This window comes from Actinomycetes bacterium, assembly GCA_036510875.1.
In the GTDB taxonomy this organism is placed as follows: Bacteria; Actinomycetota; Actinomycetes; order Prado026; family Prado026; genus DATCDE01.
Genome location: DATCDE010000162.1, coordinates 12,389 through 34,139, shown reverse-complemented (window position 1 = coordinate 34,139; position 21,751 = coordinate 12,389). Strand labels below are relative to the sequence as shown.

At 71.5% G+C, this 21,751-nt stretch carries 23 protein-coding genes and 1 riboswitch; of the genes, 20 read left to right on the top strand and 3 right to left on the bottom strand.

Annotated features, from left to right (window positions below; translation table 11 throughout):
* Window positions 1–357: 357 nt before the first annotated feature.
* From VIM19_09515 to gcvP, 16 genes are all read left to right on the top strand, one after another.
* A complete protein-coding gene (locus VIM19_09515) occupies window positions 358–753 on the top strand; it encodes a hypothetical protein (GenBank protein ID HEY5185118.1) in 396 nt (131 codons plus the stop codon).
* Window positions 750–1,118, top strand: coding sequence for a DUF952 domain-containing protein (locus tag VIM19_09510; protein HEY5185117.1), 369 nt, complete (start codon window positions 750–752; stop codon window positions 1,116–1,118). The genes VIM19_09515 and VIM19_09510 overlap by 4 nt, the downstream gene beginning before the upstream one ends.
* Window positions 1,119–1,403: 285 nt before the next feature.
* On the top strand, window positions 1,404–2,972 hold the full coding sequence (locus VIM19_09505; GenBank protein ID HEY5185116.1) for an LLM class flavin-dependent oxidoreductase: 1,569 nt from the start codon (window positions 1,404–1,406) through the stop codon (window positions 2,970–2,972).
* 165 nt (window positions 2,973–3,137) lie between these two features.
* Window positions 3,138–3,299: a hypothetical protein gene (locus tag VIM19_09500; protein HEY5185115.1), complete on the top strand. Its 162-nt coding sequence runs from the start codon at window positions 3,138–3,140 to the stop codon at window positions 3,297–3,299.
* 325 nt (window positions 3,300–3,624) lie between these two features.
* On the top strand, window positions 3,625–3,993 hold the full coding sequence (locus VIM19_09495; protein ID HEY5185114.1) for a hypothetical protein: 369 nt from the start codon (window positions 3,625–3,627) through the stop codon (window positions 3,991–3,993).
* A 68-nt stretch (window positions 3,994–4,061) separates the two neighbouring features.
* Window positions 4,062–4,679, top strand: a complete 618-nt coding sequence (locus VIM19_09490) for a CDP-alcohol phosphatidyltransferase family protein (GenBank protein ID HEY5185113.1) — start codon at window positions 4,062–4,064, stop codon at window positions 4,677–4,679.
* Window positions 4,676–7,174, top strand: a complete 2,499-nt coding sequence (locus VIM19_09485; protein ID HEY5185112.1) for a mannose-1-phosphate guanyltransferase — start codon at window positions 4,676–4,678, stop codon at window positions 7,172–7,174. The genes VIM19_09490 and VIM19_09485 overlap by 4 nt, the downstream gene beginning before the upstream one ends.
* An 8-nt stretch (window positions 7,175–7,182) precedes the next feature.
* Entirely contained in the window at window positions 7,183–8,043 is an 861-nt protein-coding gene (locus VIM19_09480; GenBank protein HEY5185111.1) for a DUF881 domain-containing protein, read from the top strand.
* Window positions 8,040–8,372, top strand: coding sequence for a small basic family protein (locus VIM19_09475; GenBank protein HEY5185110.1), 333 nt, complete (start codon window positions 8,040–8,042; stop codon window positions 8,370–8,372). The genes VIM19_09480 and VIM19_09475 overlap by 4 nt, the downstream gene beginning before the upstream one ends.
* A gap of 4 nt (window positions 8,373–8,376) precedes the next feature.
* The gene (locus VIM19_09470) at window positions 8,377–9,126 is read left to right on the top strand and encodes a DUF881 domain-containing protein (protein ID HEY5185109.1); all 750 of its coding nucleotides are present in this window, start codon (window positions 8,377–8,379) and stop codon (window positions 9,124–9,126) included.
* Window positions 9,127–9,169: 43 nt separating this feature from the next.
* Complete coding sequence (gcvH, locus tag VIM19_09465) at window positions 9,170–9,559, top strand: glycine cleavage system protein GcvH (GenBank protein HEY5185108.1); 390 nt, start codon at window positions 9,170–9,172, stop codon at window positions 9,557–9,559.
* Window positions 9,560–9,730: 171 nt separating this feature from the next.
* Window positions 9,731–10,228: an FHA domain-containing protein gene (locus VIM19_09460; GenBank protein ID HEY5185107.1), complete on the top strand. Its 498-nt coding sequence runs from the start codon at window positions 9,731–9,733 to the stop codon at window positions 10,226–10,228.
* On the top strand, window positions 10,225–10,965 hold the full coding sequence (locus tag VIM19_09455; protein HEY5185106.1) for a MerR family transcriptional regulator: 741 nt from the start codon (window positions 10,225–10,227) through the stop codon (window positions 10,963–10,965). The genes VIM19_09460 and VIM19_09455 overlap by 4 nt, the downstream gene beginning before the upstream one ends.
* Before the next feature lie 58 nt (window positions 10,966–11,023).
* On the top strand, window positions 11,024–11,542 hold the full coding sequence (locus VIM19_09450; GenBank protein ID HEY5185105.1) for a bifunctional nuclease family protein: 519 nt from the start codon (window positions 11,024–11,026) through the stop codon (window positions 11,540–11,542).
* Window positions 11,543–11,748: 206 nt separating this feature from the next.
* A complete protein-coding gene (locus VIM19_09445) occupies window positions 11,749–12,342 on the top strand; it encodes a MerR family transcriptional regulator (GenBank protein HEY5185104.1) in 594 nt (197 codons plus the stop codon).
* 102 nt (window positions 12,343–12,444) lie between these two features.
* Window positions 12,445–12,551, top strand: a riboswitch (glycine riboswitch).
* Window positions 12,552–12,653: 102 nt separating this feature from the next.
* Window positions 12,654–15,563 carry an aminomethyl-transferring glycine dehydrogenase gene (gene gcvP / locus VIM19_09440; protein HEY5185103.1) on the top strand — a complete coding sequence of 970 codons (2,910 nt, stop codon included), beginning with the start codon at window positions 12,654–12,656 and terminating at the stop codon, window positions 15,561–15,563.
* Between the two features lie 17 nt (window positions 15,564–15,580).
* Here the strand turns inward: gcvP and VIM19_09435 are convergent, their stop codons facing one another.
* Window positions 15,581–16,075, bottom strand: coding sequence for an HAD family acid phosphatase (locus VIM19_09435; GenBank protein HEY5185102.1), 495 nt, complete (start codon window positions 16,073–16,075; stop codon window positions 15,581–15,583).
* A gap of 75 nt (window positions 16,076–16,150) precedes the next feature.
* On the opposite strand from VIM19_09435, the gene VIM19_09430 reads away from it, so the two are divergent.
* Genes VIM19_09430 through VIM19_09420 form a run of 3 tightly spaced genes read left to right on the top strand, consistent with a single transcriptional unit; the run spans window position 16,151 to window position 18,607 of the window.
* Complete coding sequence (locus VIM19_09430) at window positions 16,151–16,612, top strand: DUF4442 domain-containing protein (GenBank protein HEY5185101.1); 462 nt, start codon at window positions 16,151–16,153, stop codon at window positions 16,610–16,612.
* A gap of 33 nt (window positions 16,613–16,645) precedes the next feature.
* Window positions 16,646–18,121 (top strand): glutamate--cysteine ligase, encoded by a 1,476-nt coding sequence (locus tag VIM19_09425; protein ID HEY5185100.1) that lies wholly within the window; start codon window positions 16,646–16,648, stop codon window positions 18,119–18,121.
* Between the two features lie 33 nt (window positions 18,122–18,154).
* On the top strand, window positions 18,155–18,607 hold the full coding sequence (locus tag VIM19_09420; GenBank protein ID HEY5185099.1) for a pyridoxamine 5'-phosphate oxidase family protein: 453 nt from the start codon (window positions 18,155–18,157) through the stop codon (window positions 18,605–18,607).
* Window positions 18,608–18,710: 103 nt separating this feature from the next.
* Here VIM19_09420 and VIM19_09415 read toward each other — a convergent pair whose 3' ends face one another.
* Both VIM19_09415 and VIM19_09410 read right to left on the bottom strand, forming a co-directional pair.
* On the bottom strand, window positions 18,711–18,908 hold the full coding sequence (locus VIM19_09415) for a hypothetical protein (GenBank protein ID HEY5185098.1): 198 nt from the start codon (window positions 18,906–18,908) through the stop codon (window positions 18,711–18,713).
* 31 nt (window positions 18,909–18,939) lie between these two features.
* Window positions 18,940–19,935 carry a cytochrome c oxidase assembly protein gene (locus VIM19_09410; GenBank protein HEY5185097.1) on the bottom strand — a complete coding sequence of 332 codons (996 nt, stop codon included), beginning with the start codon at window positions 19,933–19,935 and terminating at the stop codon, window positions 18,940–18,942.
* Window positions 19,936–20,028: 93 nt separating this feature from the next.
* On the opposite strand from VIM19_09410, the gene VIM19_09405 reads away from it, so the two are divergent.
* Entirely contained in the window at window positions 20,029–21,735 is a 1,707-nt protein-coding gene (locus tag VIM19_09405; protein HEY5185096.1) for a formate--tetrahydrofolate ligase, read from the top strand.
* Window positions 21,736–21,751 lie beyond the last annotated feature (16 nt).

Below are 21,751 nucleotides of genomic sequence, written 5' to 3'. Positions count from 1 at the left end.
AGATGTCCGCGAACACCGTGATCAGCAGCCAGATCCAGATGAAGAACAAGAAGAACCACAACATCGACCAGAACACCTGACCGACCGCCCACTCGGCGAGAACGTTCATGCCAACCCCTTCCTCGGGCGAGCAGAGTCTGTGCCCGCCGCATCCCGGCCGACTCGTCGAGGACGGCTGCTCCGACTCTCTCGTGGCGGTCAGCGACCGGCCAGAGACCAAGGTCACCAACGATCTGGTGCGGCACCACCGCGTCGGACCGGCTCGATGCCCTCGACGCCCTCGTCAGCATCGTGCTACACGTCTTCTGGCAGTTCGGCCGGCCGACCATTCGACGCTGGTCGGCTTACAGTCGGGCGGTGACATCTCGCCTCTCGATCCTCGTTGGTGTCCTCGGCGCGCTGGTGCTCACCGGCTGCTCCGCCACCGGCCAGACCCCCGCGGCCGCCGCATCCGACCTGTGCAACCAGGCGCGGACGGCGGCGAAGAACGCCAGCAACGACTCCCAGGAGCTGCTCGTTCAGCTGCGCGGCCAGGCCCACGCGGCTGCCCCGGGATCGACGTACTCGGACACGGACCTGATTGCCGGACGGTTCCCGGGCGGCGCTGCACCATCGGTCGTGGCCCTGCGCGGACAGCTCTCGGTTGTCGTCAAGCGAGAGATGACCGCTATCGTCGGCCAGCCCCAGTGCTTCAGCTCGGGGGAGCTGACGATGGCCAAGCAGGCCCTGGCCCCCGGTGGGGCCGGCCGATGACTGGCACGACGGTGCCCGTCTACCACCTGACCAGTCGGGGTGAATGGGATGCGGCCCTGGCCGAGGGCTGCTACCGCCGGTCGACACGGGGGAAGAGCCTGGTGGACGTGGGGTTCATCCACGGTTCCCCGGCCGGCCAGCTGGCCGAGGTCGCCGAGCTGGTCTACGAAGGCTGCGAGGACGAGCTCGTGGCGCTGGTCATGGACATGCGCCGGCTCGAGGCAGCCGGTCTGCCGCTGCGGTTGGAGGACGGCGGCAACGGCACGTACTACCCGCACATCTACGCACCGCTGCCCTGTCATCTGGTCGACGACGTGCGCCCGGCATGGTTCGACGGGCAGGGCCGCTTCGTCTTCGATGGCTGAGCCACGGCGCTGGGCGACTCCACAATGGTGTGGGAGCAGCACGACGAGCGATGCCGCAGCTGGTCGAGCCGTTCCCGGCCGCGCTGGAGGGGCTGAGCCGGCTGCGGGCATCCGGCGAGGCGACGTTGTGGGCGAGGGTCACCCCACCCCGTCCGCCGGTGTCGCGCACGGCGCTGTCGTCAGCGCGGTGGACACGATCCGACAGCGATGGTCCATGTCGAGGGCGTCGCCCTGGAGATGTTCAATGTTCAACCAGTGTCGACGATGCCGTGAGGGGACGCCTGCGTGACTGACTACGGCCACTCGCTGCTCTTCGGCAGCTTCATCACCCCCTCGGCGCGGGCGCCGCAGGAGGTGGTGTCCCTGGCCCAGCTGTGCGAACGCGTCGGGCTCGACCTGGTGACCTTCCAGGATCACCCTTACCAGCCAGGCTTCCTGGACACCTGGACGCTGATGTCGTACGTCGCCGCTGCCACGACCCGGATCCGGTTGAGCGCCAACGTCTTGAACCTGCCGCTACGGCCTCCGGCCGTCGTGGCCCGAAGCGCCGCCAGCCTCGACCTCCTCAGCGGTGGCCGGGTGGAGCTGGGGCTCGGGGCTGGCGCGTTCTGGGACGCCATTGAGGCGAACGGGGGACGCCGGCTGAGCCCCGGGGAGTCGCTGGCGGCGCTCGAGGAGGCCATCGGGGTCATCCGCGAGGTGTGGGCCGTGGACCATGGAGGCGGCGTCCGGGCAGACGGCCGGCACTACCCGGTGATGGGTGCCAAGCGCGGGCCGGCACCTGCGCACGACATCGACATCTGGGTGGGCGGCTTGAAACCGCGGATGCTGCGGCTGATCGGCCGGCTGGCCGACGGATGGCTGCCGTCGCTGTCCTACCTGCCGGCCGGCGTCGGCAGCCTGCCCGCCATGAACGCCCTGATCGACGAGGCCGCGGTAGCGGCCGGACGAGACCCGCGCGATGTCCGCAGGATGCTGAACCTCTCGGGGCGCTCCCCGTCGGCGTCCGGCGGGCCGTTCGAGGGCCGCCCGGAACGGTGGGCCGAGTCGATCGCGGCGCTGGTCGTCGAGCATGGCGTCTCCAGCTTCATCTTGGCGAGCGACGACCCCGACGAGCTCGCGTACTTCGGGCAGGAGGTGGCACCCGCTGTGCGCGTGCTGGTCGCTGCGGAGCGAGCCGTCCCGGCCGCCACCAGGGCGAGTGCGGTGGGACCCGTGCGGGCCGCGCGCGTCGACGGATCCACGGTGTTCCGGACCACTCCCACCCCGGACCCCGGAGCCCGGCTGACTGACCACACTCTGTGGGACGAGACCGTTCGGCCGGTGGCGCCCCAGGCTCCAGGCGGGCACGTCTACACCGAACATGCCCAGGCCGTCGGCGCCCACCTGGTCGAGGTCCATGACCACCTGCGCGCCGAGCTGACCCAGCTGCGCGAGGTGATCCAGCAGGTGAACCAGGGCACTCTCACCGCGGCACAGGCCCGCGGCTTCCTCAACGAGCTGACCCTGCGCCAGAACAACTGGGCCCACGGGGCGTACTGCGCCTCGTACTGCCGCCTGGTGACCGAGCACCACCGCATCGAGGACCGGGCGGTCTTCCCGCACCTGCGCGACTGCGACGACGACCTGGTACCGGTGGTGGACCGGCTGGAGCAGGAGCACGTAGTCATCCACGGCGTCGTGGAGGCGGTCGACCAGGCGCTGGTGGCCTACCTCGCGGACTCCAGCGACTTCACCGGTCTGCAGTCCGCCGTCGACCTGCTCACGGACACCCTGTTGTCCCACCTGGCCTACGAGGAGCAGCAGATCATCGAACCGATCGCCCGGTACGGCTTCTACGCCGGGCAGGTCTAACGAGGGCGGGGATAGCGTGCCGGCCATGCCCCACGCGTTCGAGGCTCGGCCGTTGACACCGGCCACCTGGCAGGACTTGGAGTCGCTGTTGGACCTGCCCGGCGGTGCGATCGTGCGCGGCTGCTGGTGCTTGCATGTACTACCGTAGGGAGCGGGAACGTCGCGGTGAACGCGGCGGCCGGCGCCGAGAACCGGCGGCAGCTGTGCGAGCAGGTGGACTCGGGGGTCGTCCCGGGCCTGGTGGGCTATGTCGACGGTGCCCCTGCTGGCTGGATCAGTCTCGGTCCTCGGGCGGACTACGCCAAGCTGAAGCGCTCGCCCTCATGAAACCCATCGACGATCGCGAGGTCTGGTCGATCGTGTGCACCTACCTGGCCAAGCAGCTGCGCGGTCGGGGTGTCCAGCACCGGCTACTGGCGGCCGGTATCGGGTACGCGCGAGCAGGGGGTTGGAACGCTCGAGGCGTACCCCGTCGACAAGCCCACCCGTAGCCACGACGACTTCATGTTCTTCGGCTCGCGGAGCCTGTTCGAACGAGCCGGGTTCCGCGAAGTGGTCCGCAGGTCTCCGACCCGCGTCGTCATGCGTCGCCAGCTCCGTTCGGCTCGGCGGAGCTGACCGCCTGCGTTCGAAGGTTGGCGTCTGCTAAGAAGTGGGACGGGGCTCCCGCCGTGACAGGGGGGAACGGCGGGAGCCCTCGGGCTGGCTGTGGGTCGGCTGGATCTCGGCCACCAGCCTGAACGGCACGCCGGTTCTCCTGGCCCTCGGCCCGGCCAGCGCGGTCGACGGGTACCTGGCCGGCACCTCGTACGCCGTCACGGACCGTTGGACCAGCGCTACGGCCGAGGTCACAGAGGTCCGTGGGCACCGGCCGCCCGCCGACCCGACCAGCCAGCCGTTCTGGGTGCACAGCGCCACCGGCCACACCGCTGTACGGCTGGACATCGGCCCGGACGCCGGCAGCTACCGGGTGGTGGTCGTGAACCAGGACGGCTCCAGCGGCGTCGCCTGCAGCCGGTAGCGGCCCAGGGCACGGCGCCGTTCGGAGGGTAGGGTCAGGTAAACCGCCGTCCGAGCCGGAGGGAAGGCATGGAGGTCCAGGAGACGCGGGTCCAGACCGACCGCGTGCTCACGGTCCCGAACGTGCTCTCGATGCTCCGGCTGCTCGGCATCCCGGTGTTCCTGTGGCTCGTGCTGGGGCCCGAGGCGGACGGCTGGGCGGTGCTGCTGCTCATGGTCAGCGGCATCACCGACTACCTGGACGGCGTGATCGCGCGGCGGACCGGTCAGATCTCCCGTCTGGGACAGCTGCTCGACCCGCTCGCCGACCGACTCTACGTCATCGCCACCCTGCTCGGCCTCGGCCTGCGCGACATCGTGCCCTGGTGGCTGGTCGTCCTGCTGCTCGGTCGTGACGTGGTGCTGGCGTTCACTCTGCCGGTCCTGCGTCGGCACGGCCTCGGGCCGCTGCCTGTCCACTACCTGGGCAAGGCTGCCACGTTCAACCTGCTGATCGCTTTCCCGCTCGTGCTGCTCGGCAGTGGAGCCGGCGCGGCGGCTGACGTGGCCAGGATCTTCGGCTGGGCCTTCCTGGTCTGGGGCACCGCGCTGTACTGGTGGGCCGGGATGCTCTACCTCATCCAGGTGCGGGGCATCGTCGTAGCCGACCGGGCGGCTGCGCACGACAGCGGGCAGGCACCGGCATGAAGGCCGTGGTGATGGCCGGGGGAGAGGGCACCCGGCTGCGCCCGATGACCTCGAGCATGCCCAAACCGCTGCTTCCGGTGGTGAACCGCCCGATCATGGAGCACGTCCTGCGGCTGCTGCGCCGACACGGGCTCACCGACGTCGTCGTCACCGTCCAGTTCCTCGCCTCGCTGATCCGCAACTACTTCGGCGACGGCGAGGAGCTCGGGATGCACCTCACCTACGCCACCGAGGAGGAGCCGCTCGGCACCGCGGGCAGCGTCAAGAACGCCGAGGACGCGCTGCGCGACGAGCCGTTCCTGGTCATCAGCGGGGACGCGCTCACCGACATCGACCTGACCGCTCTCATCGCCTTCCACCACGAACGCTCGGCGATGGTCACGGTGTGCCTGACGCGGGTGTCCAACCCGCTCGAGTTCGGCATCACCATCCTGGACGACGAGGGCCGGGTGCAGCGGTTCCTGGAGAAGCCGACCTGGGGACAGGTATTCTCCGACACGGTAAACACCGGGATCTACGTGATGGACCCGGCCGTCTTCGACTTCGTCAAGCCCGGTGAGGTCGTCGACTGGTCCGGGGACGTCTTCCCGCGGCTGCTCGAGGAGGGCCACCCCGTCTTCGGCTTCGTCGCCGACGGGTACTGGGAGGACGTCGGCACGCTGGAGAGCTACCACCGGGTCCAGGCCGACGTCCTGGAGGGCCGGGTCAACGTCGACATCGACGGGTTCGAGACCTCACCGGGGATCTGGGTGGCCGAGGGCGCCGACGTCGACAGGGAGGCCGTCCTGCGCGGCCCGCTGTACATCGGGGACTACGCCAAGGTGGAGGCCGGAGCGGAGCTGCGCGAGTACACGGTGCTCGGCAGCAACGTCGTGGTGCGCCATCGGGCCTTCCTGCACCGCACCGTGGTGCACGACAACGTGTTCATCGGCCAGCAGGCCAACCTGCGCGGCTGCGTGGTCGGGAAGAACACCGACATCATGCGTGCGGCCAGGATCGATGAGGGCGCCGTGATCGGTGACGAGTGCATCATCGAGGAAGAGGCCATCATCTCCGCGGGCGTGCGGGTGTACCCGTTCAAGACGATCGAAGCGGGCGCCGTCGTCCACTCCAGCGTGATCTGGGAGGCCCGTGGGCAGCGCAACCTGTTCGGACCGCGAGGGGTCTCCGGCATCGTCAACGTCGAGATCACCCCCGAGCTGGTGGTGCGGCTCGCCTCCGCCTATGCGACGACTTTGCGCAAGGGCGCGACCATCGTGGCGTCCCGTGACCACTCCCGGGCCGCCCGGGCCTTCAAGCGGGCCATGATCGCGGCGCTGAACGCGAGCGCCATCAACGTCCGTGACCTGGAAGTGGCACCCCCGCCGGTGACCCGCATGGAGTGCGGGCGAGAAGGTGGCGCCGGCGGATTCCTGCTGCGCACCGCGCGCGGCGTCCCCGACAGCGTGGACATCGTCTTCCTCGACGACAAGGGTGCCGACCTGTCGGCAGCCGCCCTGCGCAAGCTGGAACGGGTCTTCCAGCGCCAGGAGTACCGACGGGCCTTCCCCGGGGAGATCGGCGACCTGACCTTCCCGCCGCGCGCCGTCGAGTCCTACTCCCAGGAGCTGTTCCGTCACGTGGACACCCGGGGCGTCGAGGGGGCCGGCCTGAAGATCGTGGTGGACACCGCGAACGGCGTCCCGTCGCAGGTCATGCCGGCGATCCTGGGTCGGCTTCCCGTTGACGTGCTCACGGTCAACGCGCGGCTGGACGACGACATACCGACCGAGACCGAGGCCGCCCGCAAGGCGGGCATGGAGCGACTCGGCGAGCTGGTCGCGTCGTCCAGGGCAGCCTTCGGGGTTCGGTTCGGGCCGGTGGGGGAGCGGCTCTCGCTCGTCGACGACACCGGCACCCCCATCGACAACGACCGGGCGCTGCTCGTGTTCCTTGACCTGGTGGCCGCTGAGCGGCGCACCGGCAGGGTGGCGCTACCGGTGGTGACGACCCGAGTGGCCGAGCAGGTGTGCCGCTTCCACGGCGTCGAGGTGGTGTGGACCACCACGGCGCCCACCGACCTGGCCCGGGCGTCCGCGCTGCCCGGCCTGATCTTCGGCGGTGACGGCCGCGGCGGCTTCGTCGTCCCCGAGATGAGCACCGCGGTCGACCCGTTCGCCGCCTTCATCCGGCTGACCGGGCTGGTGGCCCGGACCCAGCTGACCCTGAGCCAGATCGATGGTCGGATCCCGCGGGCGCACGTGCTCCAACGGGACGTGGCGACCCCGTGGGCGCACAAGGGGCAGGTCATGCGCGCGGTCGTCGAGGCGGCGGGGGACCGGCAGCTCGACACGACTGACGGCGTCCGGGTGGTGGAGCGGGACGCCAGCTGGGCGCTGGTGCTGCCCGACCCGGCCGAGGCGTCCACCAAGGTCTGGGTCGAGGCGTCCGACCGGGCAGCGGCGGAGGTCCTGCTCGACGAGTGGACCAGCGTGGTCGAGCACGCCGGGCGGTAACCGGCCCGATGTCAGCACCAGCACCCCCACGCAACGATCGTCGGGACGCGGTCGGCGCGCTGCTCGGCCAGATCTGGGACGAAGCGCTCGACCCCGGGTACGCCGCGGCCGCGGCCCGACGGTCGGCTAAGGAGCAGTCCGCGCCGGAGCGGCGCCGTCGAGCCGTCGGGGCGGCGGTGGCGCTGGGCCTGGTCGGAGTCCTGCTGGCGGCGGCCGCCGTCCAGACCCGGATCGCCCGACCCGTGGTGACCGTGCAGCGGGCCCAGCTCGTCCAGCGGATCCACGAGCAGACCCGGCTGAACGACCAGCTGTCGGCGGCGATCGCCAGCACCGGGGCGGAGGTCGACCGACTGAAGTCGGCCCAGCTTGCGACGACCGCCGAGGGCGAGCAGCTGGCCCGCCAGCTGGAGACCCTCGGCGTCACCAGCGGCGCGTTGGCCGTGCAGGGTCCCGGCGTCCGGATCAGCCTGGACAACGCGCCGGTCGACTCCCCGCTGGTCGACCCGACCAAGCCCGAGCTCAGCCGGGTGCTGGACCGTGACGTCGCGATGGTGGTCAACGGGCTGTGGGCCGCAGGGGCCGAGGCGATCAGCGTCAACGGACAGCGCCTCACCTCGTTGTCCGCGATCCGCACCGCGGGGGACGCGATCCTGGTCGACTACCGGCCACTCACCCGGCCCTACCTGGTCAGCGCGATCGGTGGACCGACGCTGGAGTCGCAGTTCGCGGCTGGCTCTGCCAGGGCTTCGCTGCGTACGCTGCACGACGCCTACGGGATCCGCTACGGCATCGAGGGCGCCCAAGACCTGTCCCTGCCCGCGGCGCCCGGCCTGACCCTGCGCTACGCCACGACTGAAGGTTCCCCATGATCGCGGTACTCGGGCTGATCCTCGGCATCGTGCTGGGCCTGGTACTGCAGCCGGCGGTGCCGCTGTGGGCCCAGCCCTACCTGCCGATCGCCATCGTCGCCGCGCTGGACGCCGTGTTCGGTGCGGTACGGGCCGCGGTGGAGGGCCTGTTCGACGACCGGGTCTTCGTCATCTCGTTCCTGGCCAACGTCTCGGTGGCGGCCCTGATCGTCTTCCTCGGCGACCAGCTCGGCGTGGGCGCGCAGCTGTCCACCGGCGTCGTCGTGGTGCTGGCGGTGCGGATCTTCTCCAACGCGGCGGCGATTCGCCGGCACCTGTTGGGCGCCTGACGTCGTGAGCGCGACCCCCACCAACGACCCGGCGGTCAGCCGGGCCCGGCTGCGCGCGGCGCTGAGACCCCGGGCCAGCCGCAGCCAGATCGTCATCGGCCTGCTCTTCGCGCTGCTCGGCCTCGGTCTCGCGCTGCAGGTGCGCAGCACCGCCCAGTCCGACGGGTTGACCACGGCCAGGGAGTCCGACCTGGTCCGCATCCTGGACAGCCTCACCAACCGCAACGACCGGCTCGCAGCCGAGCGCGCTGACCTCGAGGCGACGCGCGAGGCGCTGAAGTCGGGCACCGGGCAGAGCTCGACGGCGCTGGCCGACGCCCGCAGCCGGGCTGCCACCCTGGGGATCCTCGCCGGCACAATCGCCGCGAAGGGCCCCGGGATCGAAATCACGATCACCGACCCGACCGGCAAGGTGGACGCTGCCACCCTGCTGGACGCCGTCCAGGAGCTGCGGGACGCCGGGGCCGAGGCACTCCAGATCGGCAACGTGCGCGTGGTGGCGCAGACCTGGCTGCTGGACGGCTCCAACGGCGGGATCACCGTCGATGGCACGACGCTCACCTCGCCGTACCGCATGGTCGCCATCGGCGACCCGCGCACGATGTCCGGCGCCCTGCGGATCCCGGGTGGCGTGGTCGAGTCGCTGCGCAACGTCGGCGCCGACATCCAGGTGACCGAGCAGGTCCAGGTGCAGGTAACCGCCTTGCGAGTGCCAGAATCGCCTCAGTACGCTCGCCCGGCACCGAGCCGGTGAGCCCAGTGAGCGCAGTCCTTCGCCCGTTCGAGAGGATGATCCCGTGAGCCAGACCCCCGACGACCTGCGGTACACCGCCGAGCACGAGTGGTTGCGCGCACCGGGGGACGGGAGCGCAGTCCGGTTCGGGATCACCGACTACGCGCAGGAAGCGCTGGGCGACATCGTCTACGTCTCGCTGCCCGAGGTGGGCGCCGAGATCACGCTCGGCCAGCCCTGTGGCGAGGTCGAGTCCACCAAGAGCGTGAGCGATGTCTACGCGCCGGTTTCCGGCGTGGTGGTGGCCCGCAACGAGGCGTTGAGCAGCTCCCCGGAGCTGCTCAACAGCGACCCGTATGGCGAGGGCTGGATGGTCGAGGTGCAGCCGAGCGACGCGGACGTGTCCGGGTTGGGCATGGACGCCGGCAGCTACGCCGCCCTCATCGCCGGCTGATCCGGTTCGGTCTCGGCGTAGTCGATGTTCAGTTGAGGTTGAGACGGGCTTGGCCGCCGCCGCGGATCTGGCCGACTCGGTTGACCCTGTCCGGCGGCCACGCCTAGGGTCGGAGCACGCACCGTCGACCTGTGATCGAGGGTCCGGTGGGTCGATGTCCAGGAGGCTTCCATGACCAGCGACAGCGGTACGAGCGGCGCAGACCGCGAGCCGGCCGCCCACCCCGAGACCGACGTCACCTCGACGCTGTCGCTGCCGGGGCTGGCCGAGCCGGAGGAGGGGGCGCCAGCCGAGGCGTCGGTCGTCCCCACCGAGGAGCCGCTCGCGCCCGGCACGGCGCTGCTCGTCGTGCAGCGCGGCCCCAACGCGGGCAGCCGGTTCGTCCTCGAGGCCGACGTCATCACGGGCGGTCGGCACCCGGACAGCGACATCTTCCTGGACGACGTCACGGTCTCGCGCCGGCACGCCCAGTTCGTCCGGGTCCCGGAGGGCTACCGGGTGAAGGACGTCGGCAGCCTCAACGGCACCTACGTCAACCGTCACCGGATCGACGACGTGCTGCTGCACACCGGTGACGAGGTCCAGGTCGGCAAGTTCCGGCTGGTCTACTTCGCGGGGCCGACCCCGGTGGGCGCGGAGCCCGCCCAGGCTCCCGGTGGCGACGGGTGAGCACGGCCGCCGTTCCGTCGGGCGCGCTGAGCATCGGTGAGGTGCTGGCCCGGCTCCGTCCGGAGTTCCCGGACGTCACCATCTCCAAGATCCGGTTCCTGGAGGCCGAGGGACTGGTCGAGCCGTCCCGGACGCCGTCCGGCTACCGCAAGTTCGGCGCCGCCGACGTGCAGCGGCTGCGCTACGTGCTCAGTGCGCAGCGCGACCGGTACCTGCCGCTCAAGGTGATCAAGGAGCACCTGGACGCGATGGACCGGGGCCTGCAGCCGCCGGACACGCCCGGTGGTTCCCCCCGGGTACCCATGGCGGTGGTGACCTCCGGTGGGCTGCCCACGGCCGCCGCGTTCGCGCCCGACATCTCCGAGCTGCGGCTGTCGCGCGCCGAGCTGCTCGAGGCCGCGGACATCGACGAGTCTCTGCTCAAGGAGCTCGAGGGGTACGGCCTGGTCGCCACCCGGCCCGGCTCCTCGCACTACGACGGGGACGCGCTCACCGTCGCCAGGACGGTGGCCGAGCTGGGGGCCTACGGGCTGCAGGCCCGGCACCTGCGTGCGGTGAAGGCCGCGGCCGACCGCGAGGTCGGGCTGGTGGAACAGGTGGTCGCCCCGCTGGCGAACCAGCGGAACCCGGACGCTCGGGCCCGCGCCGAGGAGGTCGTCCGCGAGCTGGCCGCGCTGTCGGTGCGGCTGCACGCGGCGCTGGTGAAGTCCGGACTGTCCGCAGCCGGTCACCGGTAGCCGACGGGCCTTCGGCTTCGCCCTGGCACGGCGTGCGCGGCCGGGTAGGCTGGCCAACGTGCAGCAGCTCGACGTAGTCGGCGTCCGGGTAGAGATGCCTTCGCAGCAGCCGATCGTGCTGCTGCGTGAGAGTGCGGGCGAGCGGTACCTGCCGATCTGGATCGGGGCCGCCGAGGCCACCGCGATCGCGTTCGCGCAACAGGGGGTGGTGCCGGTCCGCCCGCTCACCCATGACCTGCTCAAGGACGTGCTGCAGGCGCTCGGGGCCGAGCTCACCCAGATTCGGATCACCGAGCTGCGGGACGGCGTCTTCTACGCTGAGCTGATCTTCGCCGGCGGGGTCGAGGTCAGCGCCCGGCCGTCCGACGCGATCGCGCTGGCGCTGCGGACCGGCACCCCGATCTTCGGGGCGGAGGAGGTCCTCGCCGAGGCGGGGATCGCGATCCCGGACGAGCAGGAGGACGAGGTCGAGCGGTTCCGCGAGTTCCTCGACCAGGTCTCCCCGGAGGACTTCGTCGGCGAGGGTGGCGCTGAAGGCGGTACGGAGGCTGGCCCCGAGGACGAGCCGCAGCCCTAAGCCTCAACTTCGGCTCGAGGTTCCCTCACCCTCAACCACTGGTTGAGAGTTCGGTCTCGGCGTGTCGGCCCGTGGCTCGTTGACGCGGGGGTTCCCGCGGCCTAGCGTTCGAGCCGTTGAGACGAACCCCGCGCGCGTAACTCCATGTGTGTGGTTCGCCAGGCCGAGGCGGCCGAGGCACAGACGCAGCAGGAGGGGAGGCCGGCGTGACCGGCAGCGACACCCACGTGGGCGAGCACCAGGACGCCCCGCTCCGCGCGCCCCGTCAGGGTCTGCTCTTCGGCGATGACACCCCCGAGCTGCCCGAGGACATCGGCTATCGCGGCCCGGTGGCCTGCGCGGCGGCCGGGATCACCTACCGGCAGCTGGACTACTGGGCCCGCACCGGGCTGGTCGATCCGAGCGTCCGGCCAGCGTCCGGGTCGGGCACCCAGCGGCTCTACGGGTTCCGGGACATCCTGGTCCTCAAGATCGTCAAGCGGCTGCTGGACACCGGCGTCTCGCTGCAGCAGATCCGCACCGCGGTGCAGGCCCTGCGGGACCGCGGCGTCGACGAGCTGGCCCAGATCACCTTGATGAGCGACGGCGCCAGCGTCTACGAGTGCACCTCGGCGGACGAGGTCATCGACCTCGTCCAGGGTGGTCAGGGCGTGTTCGGCATCGCCGTGGGCCGGGTCTGGCGCGAGATCGAGGGCGAGCTGGTCACCCTCCACGGCGAGCGGGCGGGCGCCGAACCGACCGAGACGGGCGAGCACCCAGCCGACGAGCTGGCTGCCCGGCGACGCCGCAGCGTCGGCTGAGTCCAGCACCCTTCTGCCGCAGGGTCCCGCTCTGTGCGTTGCGGTACGCATGTCAACCGACGCCGGTGACGCGGCAGCGGCCCTAGACTGAGCCGCAGCCGACCAACCCGCACGGGAGAGTCCGCGCACCGAGCCCCCCATGGCCCGGCCGCGGCGCCGAAGGGGCAACCTCCCCGGAACCTCTCAGGCCAACGGACCGCGCGGGCAGGCGACTCTGGAATCGCTGTCCCCGCGGGGGACGACGGTGACAGAGGGGGAGCCCACACGGGCGTCTCCCGGCGTCCGTGGAACCCGACCACGGAGGGCTTCTCGTGAGCAGCACCGAGAACACCAGCAGCGCGCACACCCCCCTGGCCGAGCTCGACGCGGCCAGCCCGTTCCGGGACCGGCACATCGGGCCGCGGTCCGACGACCAGGCGACCATGCTCAAGGCCACCCAGTGGTCGAGCCTGTCCGAGCTGCTCGAGCACGCGGTCCCGGACGCCATCCGCGAGCGTGGCGAGCTCGCCCTCGGGGCACCGCTGACCGAGCCGCAGGTGATCGCTGAGCTGCGCGAGCTGGCCGCGATGAACACGCCCATGGTGCAGATGATCGGCATGGGGTACTCGCCCACGGTGCTGCCGGCGGTGATCAGGCGCAACGTGCTGGAGAGCCCCGCCTGGTACACCTCCTACACGCCGTACCAGCCGGAGATCAGCCAGGGCCGGCTGGAGGCGCTGCTGAACTTCCAGACGCTGGTGGCCGACCTCACCGGGCTGGACACCGCCGGCGCCAGCCTGCTCGACGAGGGGACGGCGGCGGCGGAGGCGATGACGCTGGCCCACCGGGCCGCGAAGTCGTCGTCCCAGGTGTTCCTGGTCGACGCCGACGCGCACCCGCAGACCTGGGCGGTGCTGCGCACCCGGTCCGAGCCGCTGGGCATCTCGCTGGTGTCGATCGACACGAGCGCCCCGCTGCCGGACGGCGTGGAGGCCTTCGGCGCGCTGCTGCAGTACCCGGCGTCCAGCGGAGCCGTCCGTGACCACAGCGGGCTGATCGCCGCCCTGCACGACCGCGGGGCGCTCGTGGCGGTCGCCGCCGACCTGCTCGCGCTCACCCTGCTGCGGTCGCCGGGCGAGATGGGCGCCGACGTCGCCGTGGGCTCGACCCAGCGGTTCGGCGTGCCGCTCGGCTTCGGCGGGCCGCACGCCGGCTACCTGTCGGTGCGGGCCGGGCTCGAGCGGAACCTGCCGGGCCGGCTGGTCGGGGTCTCGTTCGACGCGGACGGGGCGCCGGCCTACCGGCTGGCGTTGCAGACCCGCGAGCAGCACATCCGCCGGGAGAAGGCGACCAGCAACATCTGCACCTCGCAGGTCCTGCTCGCGGTGCTCGCCAGCATGTACGCCGTCTACCACGGCCCGCAAGGGCTGGCCACGATCGCGCGGCGGACGCACCGCTACGCGGCGGTGTTGGCCGCCGGCCTGCGGGCCGGGGGCGTCGAGGTGGTCCACGACGGGTTCTTCGACACCGTGCAGGCGTACCTGCCGGGTCGGGCCGAGCAGGTCGTGGCCGCGGCCCGCGCCCGCGGGGTCAACCTGCGGCTCATCGATGCGGACACGGTGGGGATCTCTACCGACGAGACCACCGAGGCCGAGCACCTGTCGCGGGTCTGGGGCGCGTTCGGCGTGCACGGCGCTGACGTCGACCTGGCCGCCTTGGACGCCGCTACGCCGGACGCCCTGCCGGCGTCCCTGCTGCGCACCTCGCCGTACCTGACCCACCCGGTCTTCCATGCCCACCACAGCGAGACGTCGATGCTGCGCTACCTGCGCACGCTGGCCGACCGCGACTTCGCGCTGGACCGGGGAATGATCCCGCTGGGCTCGTGCACGATGAAGCTGAACGCCACCACGGAGATGGAGCCCATCGCCTGGCCGGAGTTCGCCGACCTGCACCCGTTCGCGCCGCTGGACCAGGCGGCCGGCACCCTCGAGCTGATCCACCAGCTGGAGCGCTGGCTGGTCGAGCTGACCGGCTACGACGCCGTGTCGCTGCAGCCGAACGCCGGCAGCCAGGGCGAGTTCTCCGGGCTTCTGGCGATCCGCGCCTACCACCGGGCCAACGGGCAGGGCGAGCGCGACATCTGCCTGATCCCGTCGTCCGCGCATGGCACCAACGCCGCCTCGGCGGTGATGGCCGGGCTGCGGGTCGTGGTGGTGGCCTGCGACGAGCACGGCAACGTTGACGTCGACGACCTGCGGGCCAAGATCGCCGAGCGCGGCGACCGGCTGGCCGCGCTGATGGTCACCTACCCCTCGACCCACGGGGTGTTCGAGGAGACCATCACCGAGCTGTGCGCGCTCGTGCACGACACGGGCGGGCAGGTGTACGTGGACGGCGCGAACCTCAACGCCCTGGTGGGGCTGGCCAAGCCGGGTCGCTTCGGCGCCGACGTGAGCCACCTCAACCTGCACAAGACGTTTTCGATCCCGCACGGTGGGGGAGGGCCCGGGGTCGGGCCGGTCGCTGTCCGGTCACACCTGGCGCCCTACCTGCCGAACCACCCGCTGGTGCCCGAGGCGGGCCCGGCGACCGGGGTCGGCGCGGTCGCCAGCGCACCGTGGGGGTCGGCGCTCGTGCTGCCGATCGCGTGGGCGTACATCCGGCTGATGGGCGGGGAGGGGCTGACCGCGGCCACCGGCGCGGCCGTGCTCTCGGCCAACTATGTGGCGGCCCGACTGGGCGCGGCCTACCCGGTGCTGTACTCCGGCCGCGACGGGCTGGTGGCGCACGAGTGCATCCTCGACCTGCGGCCGATCACCAAGGCGACCGGCGTGACGGTCGACGACGTGGCCAAGCGGCTGATCGACTACGGGTTCCACGCCCCGACCATGTCCTTCCCGGTGGCCGGCACGCTCATGGTCGAGCCCACCGAGTCGGAGGACCTGTACGAGCTGGACCGGTTCTGCGACGCGATGCTGGCCATCCGCGCGGAGATCGACCGGGTCGGCGCGGGGGAGTGGCCGGTGCAGGACAACCCGCTGCGCGGGGCGCCGCACACGGTGGCGTCGCTGGCCGCGGAGTGGGACCACCCGTACTCGCGCGACGTGGCTGCGTTCCCGCTCCCGTCGCTGCGGATGGACAAGTACTGGTCCCCGGTGCGGCGCATCGACGGTGCCTACGGCGACCGCCACCTGGTCTGCGCCTGCCCGCCTCCGGAGGCCTTCGACATCGGCGGTTGACCAGATAGGGCGTGCCGTCAGGTGCGGCCGTCCTGCTCCTGGGCTTCGAAGAGGGAGGGCTGCGCCGACATCCACTCGGCGTGCAGCACCGGGTAACCGGCCGCGCGCAGCGCCCGCACCACCGCAGCGTCGTCGTCGACCACGACGGCCACCTGTCGGCCCTCGGCGGTGAGCCGACGAAGGATGCCCAGCTTGGTCAGCCGGGCCGGGCGGCGGTCGTCGCGGCGTCGCATCAGCAGCCGCACCACGGGCAGCCCGTGCCGCCGCAGCCAGGCCTCGGTGTCCGCCCGCAGGTCCTCGTTCCGTCCGGTCACGTAGACCAGCTCGTGGCCCTCGGCGACCAGCCGCTCGACCACGGCGCGGCCCTCGGCCAGCACCCCGTCGTCCACAGCGGCCGCGAAGAAGGCCGCCCAGTCCTTCGGCGTGCGCTCGACGTGGTGCAGCCGGTGCCGGACGTCGGCCAGAACGCCGTCCAGGTCGACCACCGCGACCGGCGGCTGGTTCGTCACCACCCCGCCACGGTAGCGGTCGTCACCATTTGCCCGGTTTGCCCTTGCGGGCAAGTTACCAGCGGGTAGCCTCTCCGGATGACAGTCGACGTCGACATCGTGGCCGAGGGCCTGCACCAGGCCGTGCCGTTCGTCCGCACCCTCAACCTCGAGTTCGTGCAGGTGAGCACGAGCCGGGCCCGGGTCCGGCTGCCCGACCAGGCCAGCGTCCACAACCAGGTGGGCGGCCCACACGCCGGCGCCCTGTTCACCCTGGGGGAGTCGGCGGCCAGCGCGCTCGTGCTCGCCAACTTCTCGCACGTACTGGACCGGGCCACTCCGCTGGTGGTCAGTTCCGAGATCCGCTATCTGCGCCTGGCCACGGGAGGGGCGACGGCCGAGGCCGTCCTGGGTCGCTCGGCGGCCGAGATCCTGGCCGAGCTGGGCGACGGGCGCCGTCCCCAGTTCGACGTCCCGGTGATGATCCGCACGGACGACGACCCGGACGCCGGGCCGGTGGGCGAGATGGTGGTGCGCTGGACGTTGAGCCCAAACGGGTGACGTAGCGCTCCGCGCTGCGCGAGGGTAGGGGGCATGGGCGAGGACATCGACCGCCGCGTCTTCACCCGGGAGGACCGCGTCCGGTACCGGGAGAAGGTGCACCGGTGCCTCGACGTGTTCGCCCAGATGCTGGCGGAGGACCGCTTCGACTTCGAGCGGCCGATGACCGGCATGGAGATCGAGCTCAACCTGGTCGACGCCAACGGCAGCCCGGCCATGCTCAACTCCGAGGTGCTGCGGGCGATCGACGACGAGTCGTTCCAGACCGAGCTGGCCCGGTTCAACCTCGAGGTGAACCTGCTCCCGCGGATGCTCGAGCGGGACTCCGTGGTCGACCTCGAGGCCGACCTGCGGGGCCAGCTCAACCGGGCCAACGCCAAGGCGAGTGAGCTGGGTGCGGGCCTGGTGATGATCGGGATCCTGCCGACGCTGATGTCCGAGCACCTCACCCACGAGAGCATCAGTGAGAACCCGCGGTACGCCCTGCTCGACGAGCAGATGCTGATGGCGCGCGGGGAGGACCTGCACATCGACATCAACGGCGTGGAGGGCCTGGAGACCTATGCCGACACGATCCTGCCCGAGGCGGCCTGCACCAGCGTCCAGTTCCACCTGCAGGTCAGCCCGGACGACTTCGCCAGTCGATGGAACGCGGCCCAGTGCCTGGCCGCCGTCCAGGTCGCGATGGGCGCCAACTCGCCGTACTTCCTCGGCAAGGAGCTGTGGCGGGAGACCCGCATCGCGCTGTTCACCCAGGCGACTGACACCCGCCCGGCCGAGCTGAAGGCGCAAGGGGTCCGCCCGCGCGTCTGGTTCGGCGAGCGGTGGATCACCAGCGTGTTCGACCTGTTCGAGGAGAACAGCCGGTACTTCCCGGCGCTGCTGCCGATCGTGGCCGACGAGGACCCGGCCGCCGAGCTGGCGGCCGGGCGGACGCCGCACCTGCAGGAGCTGCGGCTGCACAACGGAACGGTGTGGCGCTGGAACCGCCCGGTGTACGACGTCGTCGGCGGCCGGCCGCACCTGCGGGTCGAGAACCGGGTACTGCCGGCCGGACCCACCGTGGTCGACACCCTGGCCAACGGCGCGCTGTACTTCGGCGCGCTCCGCTCGATGGCGCAGATGGACCGGCCGCTGTGGAGCCAGATGTCGTTCGCCACGGCCGAGGAGAACTTCCTGACGGCGGCGCAGAAGGGGATCGACGCAGTGCTGTACTGGCCCGGCCACGGGGAGGTGCCGGTCACCGAGCTGGTGCTGCGCTGGATCCTGCCGCTGGCCCACGAGGGGCTGCAGGACTGGGGCGTGGACGACGCGGTCCGGGAGCGGCTGCTCGGGGTCATCGAGCGGCGCTGCATCACCGGGCGGAACGGCGCCGCGTGGCAGACCGACGTGGTGCACGCACTGGAGGACGCCGGACACAGCCGGCCGGACGCACTGCGCCGGATGACCCAGCGGTACGTCGAGCAGATGCACGGCAACCAGCCGGTGCACACCTGGCCGGTCGACTGACCGACATCGACCGACGCAAGGAACGGGGGAGCCATGACCGAGCCGGTGGCGCTGACGTGGGCGGACGCCGCCGCCCGGCTGGCCGGGGCGCGCAACTGGTGGGTGGCGACGGCTGGCCCGGACGGCCCGCACGCGGTGCCCGTCTGGGGCGTCCTGGTCGACGGCGTCCCGTGGTTCTACAGCGACCCCGGGTCAGTCCGGGCGGCCAACCTGGCCGCCGACCCGCGGATCGTGCTGCACCTGGAGAGCGGCGACGACGTGCTCATCGTGCGCGGGCTGGCCGAGAACGCCGATGACCCGGCTGGGCACCCGTCGGTGGTCGCGGCGTACGCGGGCAAGTACCGCGCGGACGGTGACGCCGAGTTCTTGCCCGGGACTCCGGAGATGGCCGGGATCGTGTTCTTCGCCGTCCAGCCGGTGTCGGCGATGGCTTGGAACCTGGCCAACTACTTCGGCAGCCAGCGACGGTGGGCCGCGACCAGATGACCGGTGGCACGGGACGCCGGGGGGCGGTTTCACGGGTAACTTGACATAATGTCTCTTATCGGCGTTCTGCGGGAGCGTTCGAGCGGGGCGCCCGGGGGCACGGTCAGATCCGGTCGACGCCCGGGTTGTGCCAGTGCGGCGTCGGACACGGCGACGCCGACGCGGTCGAGTCGTCGTCGCGGTCAGCGGTGCGGCGGGTCGTGCGCGGGGACGCACCCAACGGCCGGCGGGCGTCCCAGCTGAACCAGCCGACCAGCGCCAGGACGCCGATGAGCGCGACGACGAACGGCAGCAACCGCATGGCGGAAGGGTTCAGGCACCGGCGGGAGAAGTCAAGGACCGGGTCGGCCGGTGCTCCAGCCGTGCCGTCGGGCCCGGTCCTCACCGAGCACCGAGGCGTCGGTCTCCCACCAGGGCCGCATCAGCGCCGCCGGCTCGTCCTCATCCGCCGGCGTGACCGCGAGCTGGGCCAGGTCGAGCTCGCGGTCGACCACGGCAGCCTCGCGGGCGTCCGACTTGATCCAGGCCAGCACGAGCACCGCGATAAACGGCAGGTCGACGAACTCGCCGAAAAACCACAGCCAGCTGCCGGCCCGGTGCTGGTCGTCGATCGGGCTGAGCCCCCAGGGCCGGCCCACCGCCAGCCAGTACTCCGGGGCGATCAGGTGCCCGGTGAACCGCAGCACGATGCCCGGGATCGCGTCGAGCAGGAACTCAACGAAGGTCACGCCCACCATGACGGCGTACGCGAACGAGCTGAGCAGCACGCTCTCGTCGGTCACCGGCAGCACGATCAGCATGCCGATCGCGAGCAGCAGCAGCTGCAGCCCGTGGTAGGCGCCGGAGTGCGACAGCGCGTACGGCATCCAGCTGGTGAAGAACAGCGCGGACGTCACCACGATGAGGATGAACGGGGCCAGTCCCGGCAGCCGGGCGGCCTGCCACAGCCAGCGGGCCCCCCGGCGCTGGGTCCAGTGCAGCGACCGCTCACTGAGCGCGACCTTGGTCAGCGACACCGGCGCCCCCAGGCCGAGCAGCATCGGCCCCGCGAGCAGCAGCAGGCAGACCTGGACGACGAAGATCCAGAACAGCACGTGGGCGTACACGCCGGGGAACCCGCAGGTCGCCACGACCAGGACGGCCAGCCCGGCCGCGAAGCTCACCAACCGGCCAACCGGCCAGCGATCCCCGCGGCGGCGCAGCGCGACGACCCCGGCCGCGTAGGCGACTCCGAAGGCGAGCAGGACGAGCAGGGCGGTCAGGTCCAGGGTCCAGGCGGTCAGCAGCCGCTGCGCGGTCAGCTCAGGGGGTCCGCTGTAGCCAGGCACCGCGTCATTGTGCCTCCCCCGGGACGACCGGCCGACACGCCGGGGACCTACGTCCTTTGCCGCACGGTATCCGTCGGGTCCACGCTGGCACCCGTGACCACGACGAGCACCCCCACCGACCTGGACATCGCCCGCGCCGCCGTCATGCAGCCGATCGAGGAGGTCGCCGCTCGCGCCGGTATCGCGGCCGAGTATCTCGACCCGTACGGCCGGCACGTGGCCAAGATCTCGCTGTCGGCCGCCGCGGCGCTGGCCGACCGGCCGCCGGCGAAGTACGTGCTGGTGACCGCGGTCACGCCGACGCCGCTGGGCGAGGGCAAGACGACGACCGCCGTCGGTCTGGCCCAGGCGTTCGGCCACCTGGGACGGAGGGCCACCCTCGCGCTGCGCCAGCCGTCGATGGGCCCCACGTTCGGGATCAAGGGTGGCGCGGCCGGCGGTGGCTACAGCCAGGTCGTGCCCATGGAGACGCTCAACCTGCACCTGACGGGCGACTTCCATGCCGTCACAGCCGCGCACAACCTGCTCGCGGCCATGGTCGACAACCACTTGCATCACGGCAACGAACTGGGCATCGACCCGCGCAACATCTCCTGGCGACGGGTGCTCGACGTGAACGACCGCGCGTTGCGCAACCTCGTCGTCGGCCTGGGCGCCAGGATGGACGGCGTCCCGCGGCAGAGCGGGTTCGACATCACCGCGGCGTCCGAGATCATGGTGATCCTGGCGTTGTCCACGTCGCTGGCCGACATGCGGGGGCGGCTGGGCAGAGTCGTCATCGGCTACGACTACGACGGCCGGCCGGTGACGGCCGAGGACCTCAAGGCCGCCGGCGCGATGGCGGTCATCCTGCGCGAGGCGATCAAGCCCAACCTGCTGCAGACGCTGGAGAACACCCCCGCGCTGGTGCACACCGGGCCGTTCGGCAACATCGCCACCGGCAACTCCTCGGTCGTCGCCGACCTGCTCGGCATCCATATGGGCGACTACCTGATCACCGAGGCCGGGTTCGGCGCGGACATGGGCGCCGAGCGGTTCTTCAACGTCAAGTGCCGGGTCTCGGGCCTGCAGCCCGACGCCGCCGTCCTGGTGGCGACCGTGCGGGCGCTGAAGGCGCACTCCGGGCACCACGTGATCAAGCCCGGTAAGCCGCTCCCCCCCGAGCTGCTGGCCGAGCACCCCGAAGAGGTCGCGATGGGCGGGGCGAACCTGTCCAAGCAGATCGCCAACGTCCGCCGGTTCGGGGTCTCCCCCGTCGTCGCGATCAACGCCTTCCCCACCGACCACCCGTCCGAGCACGAGGCGATCCGGGAGATCGCCGAGGCGGCCGGGGCGCGGGTGGCCATCACCCGGCACGTGGCCGAGGGCGGCAAGGGGGCCGCTGAGCTGGCGGAGGTCGTCGCCGAGGCGGCGGCGGACAAGCACGAGTTCGGCTTCCTCTACCCGCTGGACGCCACCCTGGTGGACAAGATCGGGGCGGTGGCCAGGGAGATCTACGGGGCGGACGGCGTGGACCTCGCCCCGGCCGCCGCCGAGACGCTGCGCCGGTTCGAGGTGCTCGGGTATGGCGAGTTCCCCGTCGTCATCGCCAAGACCCACCTGTCGCTGTCGTCCGACCCGTCGCTGCTCGGCGCGCCGACCGGCTGGCGGATGCCGGTGCGCGAGGTCCGGGTGGCCGCGGGCGCCGGCTACGTCTACGCGATCAGCGGCGAGATGCGGACCATGCCCGGGCTGTCCTCGCACCCGGCAGCCGAGCGGATCGACCTCGACGAGAACGGCGAGATCGTCGGGCTGTCGTAGGCGCCGGCGAGCCGCT